The sequence below is a fragment of the Dongia sp. P2_B8 genome (genome assembly GCF_056404715.1).
The window spans coordinates 238,879-252,149 of record NZ_JBFUDM010000003.1 but is presented as its reverse complement, the minus strand read 5'-3'; the positions used below and the strand labels follow the sequence as shown (position 1 = coordinate 252,149).

Genomic DNA, 13,271 nt, shown 5'->3' with positions numbered 1-13,271 from the left:
GATCCCAAAAACCTTCCGACAAAAAAGACTCGGGCAAAAAAGACTCGGGCAAAAAAGACCGGGCGAGGGGAGTCGCCCGGTCTTTAAGTCGTCATAGGAAGAACTCAATAACCCCAGACTTCCAATAACCCCGGGCCCTCAATAACCCTTGGGCCTGGGCCAGTTCATGGTGAACTGATCGGCCCGGCGGACGAATTGGTAACGCCGCAGGCTGAACCAGATCGAGATGATGATGTAGAAGGCCATCATCGCCAGCAGCTGCCGTCCGTAGCCGAGATAGACTGCAAAGAAGGTGGTGATGCACAGGATCATCAGCACGATCGCCGGGATCGGGTGGAACGGATGTTCATAGCCGCGCCGGATCGAGCCCAACGGCCACATTTTGCGGAACTTCCAGACATTGATCGGCATGAAGGTGTAGTTGAGCAGGCCCGACAGAATCGAGAAGGTGATGATCTGGGCCAGCGGCACCTTCAGCGCGAAGATGGCCACCACCGGGATGAGGAAGATGATCGAGCGGAACGGCGTGCGGTATTTGGGATGCACGGCGCTGAACCAGGCCGGCAGGTAGCGGTCACGGCCCATCGAGAACCAGGCGCGCGCCGCATCGTTGATGCAGCCGTTGGCCGAGGCGATGGCCGAGAACAAGGTGCCGACGAACAACACGGTCTCCAGGAACGGCGATCCGGTGATCTTGGCGGCGTCATAGAGCGGTGCCAGTTCCAGATCCCAGCCGACATATTCCCAGGGTRGCATGCCGCAGGCGATATACCAGGTGAGGGCCGCTGCGATCAGCAGCGTGATGATGCCTGTCATGGTACCAAGCGGCAGTGCCCGGCCCGGTGAGCGGACTTCTTCCGCCGCCTGGCAGGTACCTTCGATGCCGAGATAATACCAGATGCCGAAATGCAGCGAGGCAATGACGCCGAGCCAGCCATAGGGCAGATCGGTGAGCAGGCCTTCGTGCAGCAGCTGCGCATCCGGGTTCCAGCCCTGGACACCGAAGAAGAGGATGATGATCGAGGCGAAGGCCGCCGCGGTGATGATGAAGTTGACCGTGAGGGTCATCAGCACGCCGCGGTAATTGAGCCAGGCCAGGAACATCAGCGAGAGCACGGTGAAGGACCACCACCATTCGGCATGCAAGACCGCAGCCCCTTCCGGGTCGACGCGGCCGATGCCGATCTGCACCAACTGGCCGACCACCTGGACATCGGCGGCCTCGAGCATCGAGTAAGCCAGCACCAGATAGAGGCCGACATTGAAGGCCATCAATGGCCCGATCGTGTGCTTGGCCTGCGCATATTGCCCGCCCGCCGCCGCCACCGTCGAGGTGACCTCGGAATCGATCATGGCAACACAGGTATAAAGAAGGCCGATCACCCAGGCGGCGATGAGTGCCCCGAAGGCACCACCCTTGCCGACGCCATAGTTCCAACCCATGAATTCGCCGACCAGCACGATGCCAACGCCCAGGGCCCAGACATGGACTGGCCCCAGGACCTTGAGGAGGTTGATGCTTTTCGACTCAGTCTTGCCCACGGTCGTGTCAGCCATGACTCAGGCCCCCTTGCCTTGGTCGCCAAAGAGATCGTCGACGCCTTCGCGCGAGCTCAGCAGCGTATCTTCATCATATTGCTGACCCACCCGCCACGCATCAATCACCATCCAGGCGAACATCAGCGCCGAGATTGCCCAAGCTGCCCATTCCAACATCTGCCAGATATTCATGTTCGGCTTCCCCCTGCCTTCGCGTTGCGATCAGATCATCATCGCAAGCTGATTAGTCGAATTTCTCTCGCACTACTTCGCGATACTCTTTTTCGGAGACGCGGAGCACATAGATGTAGTAGCCGAGGATCACCAAAGCAGTAATCAAGATGCCGAGATAGTCGATGTCGTATTCGAACGGCATGGTGATGATGTCGGCAGCGGCTTCCGGCGTGTAGCCGAGCTTTTCCCATTGCTGCTGCATGGTTGGATTCTGGCCCATCGACTCCCATGTGAGGCCGGTCCAAACTTTGGATTCCGTTCCGTCAGCCCCAGCCTGCATCGTATAGCTCACGCCAGCCGGCAGTTTCTCGACGCGTGACGGCACCGCGATCTCCAGCCAGAGCGGCAGGAACAGCGCCAAGAACACCAAGGCCAGCACCACGATAACGTCGATAATCTGGCCGGATTTGCTTTGTTTGGGTGGATTGTAGCGTTGCGCCATGTTCCCCTCCCCCGAGAGCATTTAAAGTCAGCAGTTGCAGCGTTAGGACAGCATCAATCGCCGCGGCTTAGTGGCCCGCATCCAGATGCTTGATATCGATGCCATAGACATGGTCCCGGTCCTCGCCGTAGTGGCGGACCATGGCTGTGATGGAGGCGGTGTTGAACAGCAGCAGCAATGCGGCTGCGATCCAGCAGACCACTTCAATGCCGCGGCTTGGAATGTGACTGTGCACAGCCAGCAGCACGAACAGCACAACGATCCACAGGGCTACGACGAATCCGTAGGCCCACAGGCGATCTCGGCTGTACATGGCATTGATGCGCGACTGAAGGTCGTTCGCCATTTCACTCTCCCCTGAGACGGCGATCGGTGTCAGCTCGATCGCTTCATCCGACTGTTTCATCGCCTCGGTCGAGGCGTCACTCCCAAATCACGTCCCCTTTCCGGGGTATCGTGGCGCTCCTCTTCTGGGAGCTTTCGTCCAGTCAGTTTTGCTATGCAAAACCGACTCGTCTGCGTCATTAGCGGCAGTTATCAATTTTTAACATGCCGTTTATGACTTTACTAGCCTTAAATGAAGTTTCCTACGCGGAAACATCGGCACTGAGAAGAAAGCCGCCCGAAACTCTTTCGGGCGGCTTCAATCTCGTCAGCAATCGAGCGTGTTGTGACGCTCCCATTCGGTGAGGTGCTTGGTGAAGCTGTTCCATTCCTCGGTCTTCATCCGCACGTAGGAATTGACGAAGGAATCGCCGAACTGCTCGCGCACCACCTTGCTGGCATCGGTCAAGCGCAACGCGTCGAGAAGATTGAGCGGCAGTTTCCTGGCACCCTTCACCGTATGGCCATCGGTATACATGTTGATGTCGAGGCGCTTGCCGGGATCGCGCTGGTTGGCGATGCCGTCTAGACCAGCCGAGACGATGCCCGCCTGCAGCAGATAAGGATTGGTGGCGCCATCGGCGAGGCGCAACTCGAAACGCCCCTCATCCGGCACGCGGATCATGTGCGTGCGGTTGTTGCCCGACCAGGTGATGGTGTTGGGCGACCAGGTGGCGCCCGAAATCGTCCGCGGCGCGTTGATGCGCTTATAGGAATTGACCGTCGGGTTGAAGAACGAGCACAGCGCGTCGGCGTTATGCTGGATACCGCCCAGCACCTGATAAGCAAGCTTCGAAAGGCCCAACTCGCCCTTGGGATCGCCGAACAGATTCTTCTTGCCGCTCATATCCCAGAAGGAGATATGGGCGTGGGCTCCGTTGCCAGTGAGATTGCTGAACGGCTTCGGCATGAAGGTCGCACGCATGCCGTGCTTCTCGGCGATCGATTTTGCCATGTATTTGAAGAACACATGACGGTCGGCGGTAAGGAGCACATCGTCGTATTCCCAGTTCATTTCGAACTGGCCGTTCGCGTCTTCATGATCGTTCTGATAGGGCTTCCAGCCCAAGGTCAGCATGGAATCGCAAATCTCGGTAATGACGTCATAGCGGCGCATCAAGGCGAGCTGGTCATAGCAGGGCTTGTCGGCGGTATCGGCCGCATCGCCGATTTCCTTGCCGTCCGGCGTGATCAGGAAGAATTCGCATTCGACGCCGGCCTTGGCGCGCAGGCCTTTCTTGGCAGCTTCGGCGATCTTGCGCTTGAGCAAATTGCGCGGTGAATCCGCGACCGGCTTGCCGTCCATCCAGAGGTCGGAAGCAAGCCAGGCCACTTCCGGCTTCCATGGTAGCTGGATGAGGCTTTCGGGATCGGGCTTGGCGAAAAGGTCAGGATGCGCCGGCGTCATATCGAGCCAAGTTGCGAAGCCGGCGAACCCGGCGCCGTTCTTCTGCATCTCGGCGATGGCCGCGGCAGGCACCAGCTTGGCGCGCAGCGCGCCGAAGAGATCGGTATAGGAAATCAAGAAATACTTGATTTTGCGGTCCTTCGCGACCTTGGCGAGGTCGGTTGCCATGCTTTATTCCCCTCTGTTGAAAGCCTCAAACTACCTGTTGTCGTTTATTGTTTGGCCGCGCTGACGCGCCTAGTACTTGCCCTGCCCTGGGATCCAGTTGGTGCCGGCGAGTGGCACGCCAGCCATCGCCGCGGACTCGACGGTGAGCGCCACCAGATCATCCGGCTCAAGATTGTGGACATGGCTCTTGCCGCAGGCCCGCGCGATGATCTGCGTTTCCATGGTGAGGACAGCGAGATAATTGGCGAGGCGATGGCCGGCCTTGACCGGATCGAGCCTGGCCGCCAATGCCGGATCCTGCGTCGTGATGCCGGCCGGATCGCGCCCTTCATGCCAATCGTCATAAGCACCGGCTGTTGTGCCAAGCTTCCTGTATTCCTCTTCCAGGCTTGGCGCGTTGTCGCCCAGCGCAATAAGGGCCGCCGTACCGATGGCGACCGCATCGGCGCCCAGCGCCAGGCATTTCGCCACATCGGCACCGTTGCGGATGCCGCCTGAGACGATCAACTGCACCTTGCGGTGCATGTCGAGATCCTGAAGCGCCTGTACCGCCGGGCGGATGGCAGCGAGGATCGGCAGGCCGACATGCTCGATAAAGACTTCCTGGGTCGCCGCTGTCCCACCCTGCATGCCATCCAGCACCACCACATCGGCCCCGGATTTCACGGCGAGCGCCGTATCGTAATAGGGCCGCGTGGCACCCACCTTCACATAGATCGGCTTCTCCCAATTGGTGATCTCGCGCAGCTCGGTGATCTTGATGGCAAGATCGTCAGGCCCGGTCCAGTCGGGATGCCGGCAGGCCGAGCGCTGGTCGATGCCGATGGGGAGGTTGCGCATGCGGGCCACGCGCTCGGTGATCTTCTGCCCCAGCAGCATGCCGCCACCACCAGGCTTGGCGCCCTGCCCGATGACCACTTCAATGGCATCCGCCTTGCGGAGATCGTCGGGGTTCATGCCATAGCGCGAGGGCAGCAGCTGATAGACCAGCATGTTTGAATGACCGCGCTCCTCCGGCGTCATGCCGCCATCGCCGGTGGTGGTGCTGGTCCCCATGGCGGAGGCGCCACGGCCAAGCGCTTCCTTGGCGTTCCCGGAGAGAGCACCAAAGCTCATGCCTGCAATGGTCACCGGAATCTTGAGCTCGATCGGCTTCTTCGCGAAACGCGTGCCAAGGGTGACGTTAGTGCCGCATTTCTCGCGGTAGCCCTCCAGCGGATAGCGCGAGATTGAGGCACCGAGGAACAGCAGATCGTCGAAATGCGGGACCTTGCGCTTGGCGCCGCCGCCGCGGATGTCATAGATGCCAGTCGCTGCCGCGCGCTGAATCTGGGCAATCGCATCCTGGTCGAAGGTCGAGGAGAAACGCGGCGGCGTATGGAAGGGACTATGGTCGCTCATCAGAATTCATTCCCCTCAATACGCATCGACATTGTCGACGTGGAAATTATAAAGGCTCCGCTTTGAGCCATAGCGCTTGAACTTTTTCGGATCGGCATCGAGACCGGCCTTCTTGAGAAGCCGCCCCAGTTTTTCGACATGATGCGGCGTCATCTTCTTCTCGATGCAGTCGGACCCCAGGCTTTCGACCTTGCCCTGCACATAGAGCCGCGCCTCATAGATCGAATCACCCAGGCTGGCGCCGGCATCGCCGCATACGACGAGCGCACCGCTCTGGGCCATGAAGGCGCTCATGGCGCCCACCGACCCTTTGACGACGATGTCGATGCCCTTCATGGAAATGCCGCAGCGCGTCCCGGCATCGCCCTCGATCACGAGGAGGCCACCCTGGCCCGTGGCACCGGCAGCAGCACTCGCCGTACCCTTCACCCGCACTTCGCCGGACATCATGTTTTCGGCAACACCGACACCGCATTGACCGTGAATGACCACGGTCGCCTTCTGGTTCATGCCGGCGCAGTAATAGCCGATATGCCCTTCGACATGGACCTCGATCGGCTGTGTCAGACCCACTGCGCAAGCATGCTCGCCATGGAGATTGGTGAGACGCCAGACCTTTTCATTGGTGTCGGCGGGCAGGTTTTGGAGCTTAGCATTGACCTCGCGCAGCGTGGTCTTGGTGAGATCGAAGGAATTCATATCAGTGGAGGCTCCAACTGTAGACGGTCGCCGGCGCCGGCTCCCAGATCTTGGCTTTTTCGATATTGGGGAGATAGGCAAGGCTGCGGAATTCCGAGGCCATCGCCACCCAATCGTCATTTTCCGCAAGTACGGCCGGCTTGCAGGCGACGCCATCGCGCACCACGGCAAAACCGTCCTTGGTGCCCATGGTGAAGGTGAAGAAACCGTCGAGGTCCACGAGACCCGCTTCCAGCGCCTCCTTCAGCGTCGCACCCTCCGAGAGGCGATAAGCGAAATAGCGTGCCGCGACTTCCGAATCATTGTCGGTGTCGAATTCCTGCCCCTGCTTCCGAAGCCAGCGGCGGAGATTGTTGTGGTTGGAGAGCGACCCATTATGAACCAGGCACATATCGGGGGCCGGGGTGAAGGGGTGCGAATGTTCCGTGGTGACGGCGCTTTCCGTGGCCATGCGGGTGTGGCCGATGGCGTGGCTGCCCTGCATGCCGGCAAGGCCGTATTTCTTGGCCACATCCTTGGGCAGGCCCATATCCTTGTAGACTTCCATCAGCTTGCCATAGCCCATGATGCGGACATCCGGGCGCTGTGCTTTCAGCCACCGGATGATGGCGGACTCCGTCGCGTCCGCGCTCAGCAGGACGTGGTTGCCGCGCTGATCGACATCGACCTCGATATTGAGGGCGGCCCCCAGATCGCCGGCGAGCTTGCGCCAGGGATAGGCCGTGTCGGCATTGAACAAGGTGAGCTTGCTGCGTTTGCCGGTGACCGGGCTGTGATAGACGGCAATGCCGGCGCTGTCGGGACCGCGATCGGTCATGCCGATCAGCATGGTTTCGAGATGCTTGCCGAGCACCGGCTCAAGCGCCGGATTTTTCAGGAAAAGGCCAACGATACCGCACATGGCGCGTACCTCCCTTGGGGAACGGAACAATATTGGCCCAAAGATAGCCTGCCCCCACCCCCTGTCAAGGGTAATGAAACTTTTTTTACTGTGAGGAAACTCTATTCCTGAGGAGGGATGCTCGTCCCTTCTAGATCGTCATCCCCGGGCGAAGACCCGGGGATCCACCGCGGTAGTTGAGACTGTGGATGTCCGGATCAGGTCCGGGCATGACCGCCCACCTTGCGTGATCAGTCGTTATCCCGGGCATAGGTGATGATGGACAGGAACCGGATCGGCAGCTTGATCAGCTGTTCCGGCCCATGCGGGACGTCCGAATCGAAATAGAGACTGTCGCCGGGATGCATGTGATAGAGCTTATCGCCATGCCGATAACCGACTTCGCCTTGTAAAATATAGAGAAACTCGACCCCGTCATGCTGGAAGATCGGGAACACGTCGGAATTCTCGGTCAATGTCACCAGATAGGGCTCGACCGCGAGGCCGCGGCTGAAACCGTGCCCGAGCAGCTGGTACTGGTGCCCGGCACGGGTGCCACGACGCTCGATGGGGAGCCCCTGCCCGGCCGAGACGAAGGTCGCCGATCGCTCCTCCTCGAACCCCCGGAAGAAGGACGTCACCGGCACCTGCAGCGCCTTCGAGAGCTCATGGAGGGTGGCCAATGAGGGCGAGGTCTGTCCATTCTCGATCTTCGAAAGCATGCCGGCCGACATGCCGGAGGCCTGCGACAGTTGCGCCACCGTCATGCTGAGCTGATGGCGGAAATTGCGCACCTCGCGGCCGATAGCGGCTTCCAGCGAGCGGCCCTTGCCGGAGACATGATGCGGGTCTTGTTGCAAGGCAGCGGCATGTTTCGCCTGCTTGGCCGTCAGCTTGGCGGGCGCGCCGGAGATCGAGGTGGTGGATTTGCCTTTGACCGCAGCTGCCGGCTTGGCGGGTTTGCCGCCCTTCTTGCTGCCGTTTTCGCGGTTAATGATGCGCTCACGCGCCATGGCCCTGTCCCACCGAATATTGTCCTGCGACCGACTCAATCGGTCGATGGCGGAGCATAGCGGCAGAATCCTGCCGCGTCATGTCCTCCAAAAGTCAGGACATCACGCCGCCAGTCTTCAAGCAGCTTGCCGGTCCTGGCGCGGACTGACGCTGAACTGGCGGCGATAGGCCTTGGCGAAATGCGAGAGCGAGACGAAGCCGCAGGCAATTGCGATCTCGGCCACGGAGAGTTCGGTCTGGCGCAACATGCGCCGCGCCCGCTGCAATCTCAGCTGGGCATGGAATTTGGCCGGCGTGCAGCCGAGATAGCGCTTCGACAACCGCTCCAGCTGGCGTTGGCTGACGCCGAGTTCATGGGCGAGCTTGGCGGGCGAGACCGGTTCTTCGACCGTCGCTTCCATCCGCTGGACCGCGCGCTGCACCACCGTGTTGCGCACCGCCGCCCCCAACAGCACTTGGCGCTGGCCTTCGGTCGCCCCGCGGATGCCGCCATGGAGGAACTGGTCGGCGATTTGGCGGGCAAGCTCGCGACCATGATGGCACTGGATCAGCTCCAGCATCATGTCGAGCGCCGCCGTCGCACCGGCACAGGTGAGGATGCGGCCATCCACCACGAACAAATCGTTGAGCAGCTCGACATCGGGAAAGGCTTCACGGAAGGAATCGGCATAGTCCCAATGCACCGTGCAGCGCCGTCCGGTGAGGAGCCCGGCCCGCGCCAGCACGAAACTCCCGGTGCTGACCGCTGCCAAAGCAAGGCCCGCGCGATGCAGGCGCCGCGCCGCTGCCTCCACGTTCATGAATCTTTTGGCTTCCGCGTGCGTCGCCGCACAGACGATCGCCATGTCGAAATCGGCAGGATCGATCTCGCTCACTTGCCGCGCTGCGACCTCAATGCCGCTGTTTGACTCAACGCCACCGGCCGTCGTCCCGAACAGGGCCCATTGATAGAGCTTGCGCCCGGACATGCGGTTGGCCGCACGCGCCGGCTCGATCGCCGAGGCAAAGGACATCAGCGCAAAGCCTTGAACCAGGATGATGGCCAGGCGAAACGGTGCGGCCCCGATAGTGCGGGCGGCCGCGAAATCCGCGATTTCCCGCTCGGTCATCCTGTATGCCCCCGCTTATTGCTCCAGATCTTGCAGAGCTTGCAGGCCCACCGGGCGAATGTCGAATTCCTTTCCCGCATCCATCAAGCAGGACCAGAGATATTCGGCCGAGGCGATATCCGCCAGCACATGATAGGCGGCATGCTGACGGCCATCCTTGGCCTTCCGGTCGGCACGGATGATGATGGCGCTCATCTTGGCGACCGACGTCTGGGCAATCGCCCCTTCGGCAAAGCGATCGCGCCGGAGATCGACACCGCACATTTTGGAGAACATGGCCGGTGCGAACTCGCCCGCCAGCATGAACCAGCCATGGCTGTCCTGGCGCGGCAAAGGATAGCCCTGTTGCGGGCGCGGTGCCGCCGCAGCCCATGTCCAGGCAGCATTCAGCCGCTGCATCAGCGCACCCGTGCCGGCAAGGCTATCGAGCAGGAAGATTTCGGTGGGCGCTAACCGTGCCGCCAGTTCGCCGCCAGCCTGCCCATATGCCTTGTTGCTGTCCGGGCCGATGCTGAGCCCCTGGGCCGTCAGCCATTCCGCCGTACCTTTGCCCTTGAAACCGGCATGGGGCATGACGGAGAGGTCGGCCAGCGCCAACCTGCGGGCAGAGGCAAGTTCGGCCTCGCGCCCGGCACCGAAATGAAGCGGGATGGCAGCGCCATTCACCTCGCCAAACTGTGCGCCCAGCGCCGCGAGATCCCGGTAGGTGAAGCTGCGCCGCGTAAGGCTGGCAGGGTTGATATTGTTCATCTCACATCTCCTGCCGCTTGTTCTCGGGATCGTAGAACGGATATTTGGTGACGATACCGGTGATGCGCCTGCCACCATCGACCTTGATGGTGAACTCGCTGCCCAGCGCCGCATCGTCCGCATGAACATAGGCGAGGCCTACGACCTTGCCCAAACTTGGCGAGGTCACCGCCGAGGTAACGCGGCCCACGATCTCCTCGCCTTTGAGCACCAGATGGCATTCTTCCGGGCAGACATCCCCGGCATTCTTCAAGGTGAAGCCGACCAGCTTCCGGACCAGCTTGGTCTTGGCGAGAATCTCGGTCGAGCGCCCACCAACGAAGAACGGCTTGGTCTTGGCCAGCGCCCAGGGCATGTCGGCTTCCCATACATTGGTAAGGCCGTCCGTGTCCTGGCTGACGATGATATGGCCCTTTTCCAGGCGCAGCACGCGTTGCGCCTCGACACCGAAAGGCTTGATGCCTTCAGGCTTGCCGGCCTCGATCAATGCATCCCACAGTGCCTCGCCATAACCGGCGGGCACGTGGATTTCATAGCCCAGCTCGCCCACGAAACCGACGCGCATCAGGCGTGCCGGGATACCGGCCACGGTGCCGAGCTTCACACCCATATAGGGGAAGGCTTCCGCGGAGAGATCGATATCCGTGCACACCTTCTGCAATACCGCGCGCGATTTCGGCCCGGCGATGTTCACACCGGCCAAGGCTGCCGTCACGTTCGCCACATCGACATCGAGCCGCCATTGCGCGTTCCAGAACAGCATCTGGCGGTAGACCACATCGACGCCGCTGGTGGTTGCAGTCACATAGAAATGCTCGCCATGGAACCGGCAGGCGACGCCATCATCGGTGATGACGCCGGAATTGTCGGTCATCAGCACATAGCGCGAGCGGCCGATCGGCTGCTTGGTGTAGCTGAATGTATACATGCGGTTGAGGAATTCCGCCGCATCCGGCCCACGCACATCGAGCCCGCCCAGGGTCGAGACGTCGATCAACCCGACATTCTCGCGCACCGCCTTCACTTCCGTGACGATCGCGGCGGCGCGCTCGGCCTTCGTGCCGTAATAGGCCGGCCGCCACCAGACACCGGCCGGCATCATCTGCGCCCCCAGTTCCAGATGGCGATGATGCATGGCTGTGCGGCGTTCCGGGTCGAACACGCGGCCGGCCAGATGGCCGAACTTCTCCGGCGTATAAGGCGGCCGCTGTGTGGTCACGTTCATGTTGGCGATATCGGTCCCGGTCTCGCGCGACACCACGCGCACCGATGTCACCGCGGAATGGCGGCCCTGGCTCGGCCCCATGCCGACGGTCGAATAGCGCTTCAGCAATTCGACATTGTCATAGCCATCGGCGATGCCGTTGATGAGGTCGTGATATTTGAGGTCCTCGTCGAAATCGACGAAATCGAAACCGCGCGCATGCGGGAAGATCGGCCAGGGATGCGTGCGGCCGATATGGCCCCGTTCCGTGGGTGCAGCCGGAATCGCTGCCACAGCACAGCCCGCATCCTTGGCGGCGGCCAAGCCAGCGCGCCTGCCGTCGTTAATCACCGCATCGAGATCATAGACATTGTTGACCGAACCCGCGGCATGAACACCCGCCGGCAGGCTCACCGGCTGGAACATGTGCGAGTCACGGCAATAGCCGAATTTCGCCCCCGCATGATGCAGCAGCTGTCCCGCCGGGCTGAAGCCCACCGACAACAGGATAAGGTCGCAGGCGACATTCATGCCACCTGTGCCCAAGCGGCCTTCACCGGTCACTGGTGCCAGCGCCGCCCCGGAAATATGCGTCTTCTGCGCATAGAGCGCTTCGCCAATCCCGTAACCGACATGGACCGCGATACCTTTCGCCTTCACCGCCGCCACCATCGGTGACGTCGACAAAGCGGGCCTGAGATCGGCAATAGCCGCGACCGTGACGCCGGCCTCGATGAGGTCGAGGGCCGCACCATAGGCATCGTCGTTGGCGGCGAGGATGACAGCAGTCCGGCCGGGTCGGACGCCATAGAGCCGGATGAGGCGCTGTGCTGCACTCGCCATCATCACGCCGGGCAGATCGTTGTTGCGGAACACCGCCGGCTGCTCGATCGAGCCGGTGGCAATGACGATGGATTTCGCGCGCAATTTGTAGAAGCGGTTGCCCTTGATCACCGGAATCCAATTGTCGGAAAAAACACCGGAGCAGATGGCGCCGGTCATGACGGTGAGGCCCTTGACGCTCTCGATGTTGCCGCCAAGCTCGGCGAGCAGCGACGGACTGCGCACGCCCTCGGCATCGAAGCGGGCATAACCCAGCGAGCCGCCCAGCATCGGATTCTCGTCGATCAACACGATCTCGGCACCAGCTTCCGCCGCCGCACGCGCCGCGGCCAGGCCCGCTGGACCGCCACCGATCACCGCAACATCGGCAAACAGATATTGCTTGTCGTAATAGCTCTCGTGAAAATCCGCCTTGGGGTCGATGGCACCCAGGCCTGTCATGGCCCGCACGATCGGCTCCCAGAACGCCCAGGACTTCTTCTTCTCGTTGAAGGTTTTGTAGTAGAAGCCCACGGGCAGGAAGCGGTGCATCAACTCGACCACCCGCGCCATGTCGCCGTCGAAGGAGCCGAAATAGTTCTGCGCCTTCACCTTCAAGCCATTTCGCGCCGGATATTTGTCAGCGAGGCAATTAGGCTCCTGTGGCAGCTGCACCAGCGTGTTGGCATCCTGCCCCGCCATGGTCAGCACACCGCGCGGCCGGTGATACTTGAACGAGCGCGAGATCATCCATTGACCGTTGGCACATAGCGCCGAGGCGATCGTATCGCCTTTGAAACCGGTGATCGTGCGGCCTTCGAAATCGAAACTTACCGTCTCGCTGCGGTCGATGAGGCGCCCGAAAGGGGCGGCCAGGCGGTTGATCTCGCTCATCACTTTGTCCCCGTCTTGGAATCGGTTGGGGCTTTTTTCGCCGCAAACTCGACGCGCGCGCTGAACACATCGCCCGCTGCATAGGTCTTCAGAATCTCATCGGTGATCGTGTTGCGCTCCGCGATGAACCAGAAGGATGTCGGCACATGGCACCACCATTCGCGCACCAATCCGGCCTCGTTATTTTCCAGGAACAGCCAGTCGGCCCAGACCTTGTCATCGACGCTGGCTGGATCGGGCATCGGCTTCACCTCGCCACCCCAGGCGAATTCGCTGATGTTGCGCGGGCCGTTCAAGGGGCAATTCATGATTTTCATGGCGTC

The 13,271-nt window shown here is 61.1% G+C and carries 13 protein-coding genes; all 13 read right to left on the bottom strand.

Features of this window, described 5'->3' with window-relative positions; genetic code table 11:
• Positions 1 to 138: 138 nt before the first annotated feature.
• The 13 genes from AC1DWZ_RS08790 to AC1DWZ_RS08730 all read right to left on the bottom strand — a co-directional run bounded on the left by AC1DWZ_RS08790 (position 139) and on the right by AC1DWZ_RS08730 (position 13,265).
• Positions 139 to 1,557 (bottom strand): APC family permease, encoded by a 1,419-nt coding sequence (locus tag AC1DWZ_RS08790; RefSeq protein WP_477168503.1) that lies wholly within the window; start codon positions 1,555 to 1,557, stop codon positions 139 to 141.
• A 3-nt stretch (positions 1,558 to 1,560) separates the two neighbouring features.
• A complete protein-coding gene (locus AC1DWZ_RS08785) occupies positions 1,561 to 1,731 on the bottom strand; it encodes a hypothetical protein (RefSeq protein WP_477168502.1) in 171 nt (56 codons plus the stop codon).
• A gap of 52 nt (positions 1,732 to 1,783) precedes the next feature.
• A complete protein-coding gene (locus AC1DWZ_RS08780) occupies positions 1,784 to 2,215 on the bottom strand; it encodes a hypothetical protein (protein WP_477168501.1) in 432 nt (143 codons plus the stop codon).
• Between the two features lie 67 nt (positions 2,216 to 2,282).
• The gene (locus tag AC1DWZ_RS08775; protein ID WP_477168500.1) at positions 2,283 to 2,561 is read right to left on the bottom strand and encodes a hypothetical protein; all 279 of its coding nucleotides are present in this window, start codon (positions 2,559 to 2,561) and stop codon (positions 2,283 to 2,285) included.
• A 306-nt stretch (positions 2,562 to 2,867) separates the two neighbouring features.
• The gene (gene glnT, locus AC1DWZ_RS08770) at positions 2,868 to 4,175 is read right to left on the bottom strand and encodes a type III glutamate--ammonia ligase (RefSeq protein WP_477168499.1); all 1,308 of its coding nucleotides are present in this window, start codon (positions 4,173 to 4,175) and stop codon (positions 2,868 to 2,870) included.
• Between the two features lie 69 nt (positions 4,176 to 4,244).
• On the bottom strand, positions 4,245 to 5,576 hold the full coding sequence (locus AC1DWZ_RS08765) for an FMN-binding glutamate synthase family protein (RefSeq protein ID WP_477168498.1): 1,332 nt from the start codon (positions 5,574 to 5,576) through the stop codon (positions 4,245 to 4,247).
• A 15-nt stretch (positions 5,577 to 5,591) separates the two neighbouring features.
• A complete protein-coding gene (locus AC1DWZ_RS08760; protein ID WP_477168497.1) occupies positions 5,592 to 6,275 on the bottom strand; it encodes a protein glxC in 684 nt (227 codons plus the stop codon).
• Between the two features lies 1 nt (position 6,276).
• Positions 6,277 to 7,176 (bottom strand): class II glutamine amidotransferase, encoded by a 900-nt coding sequence (locus AC1DWZ_RS08755; protein WP_477168496.1) that lies wholly within the window; start codon positions 7,174 to 7,176, stop codon positions 6,277 to 6,279.
• A gap of 230 nt (positions 7,177 to 7,406) precedes the next feature.
• Positions 7,407 to 8,168: a helix-turn-helix domain-containing protein gene (locus AC1DWZ_RS08750; RefSeq protein WP_477168495.1), complete on the bottom strand. Its 762-nt coding sequence runs from the start codon at positions 8,166 to 8,168 to the stop codon at positions 7,407 to 7,409.
• A gap of 117 nt (positions 8,169 to 8,285) precedes the next feature.
• Positions 8,286 to 9,278, bottom strand: a complete 993-nt coding sequence (locus tag AC1DWZ_RS08745; RefSeq protein ID WP_477168494.1) for a GlxA family transcriptional regulator — start codon at positions 9,276 to 9,278, stop codon at positions 8,286 to 8,288.
• Between the two features lie 15 nt (positions 9,279 to 9,293).
• The gene (locus AC1DWZ_RS08740; RefSeq protein ID WP_477168493.1) at positions 9,294 to 10,028 is read right to left on the bottom strand and encodes a hypothetical protein; all 735 of its coding nucleotides are present in this window, start codon (positions 10,026 to 10,028) and stop codon (positions 9,294 to 9,296) included.
• A gap of 1 nt (position 10,029) precedes the next feature.
• Positions 10,030 to 12,948 carry a 2Fe-2S iron-sulfur cluster-binding protein gene (locus AC1DWZ_RS08735; protein WP_477168492.1) on the bottom strand — a complete coding sequence of 973 codons (2,919 nt, stop codon included), beginning with the start codon at positions 12,946 to 12,948 and terminating at the stop codon, positions 10,030 to 10,032.
• The gene (locus AC1DWZ_RS08730) at positions 12,948 to 13,265 is read right to left on the bottom strand and encodes a sarcosine oxidase subunit delta (protein ID WP_477168491.1); all 318 of its coding nucleotides are present in this window, start codon (positions 13,263 to 13,265) and stop codon (positions 12,948 to 12,950) included. Before AC1DWZ_RS08730 ends, AC1DWZ_RS08735 begins: the two co-directional genes overlap by 1 nt.
• Positions 13,266 to 13,271 lie beyond the last annotated feature (6 nt).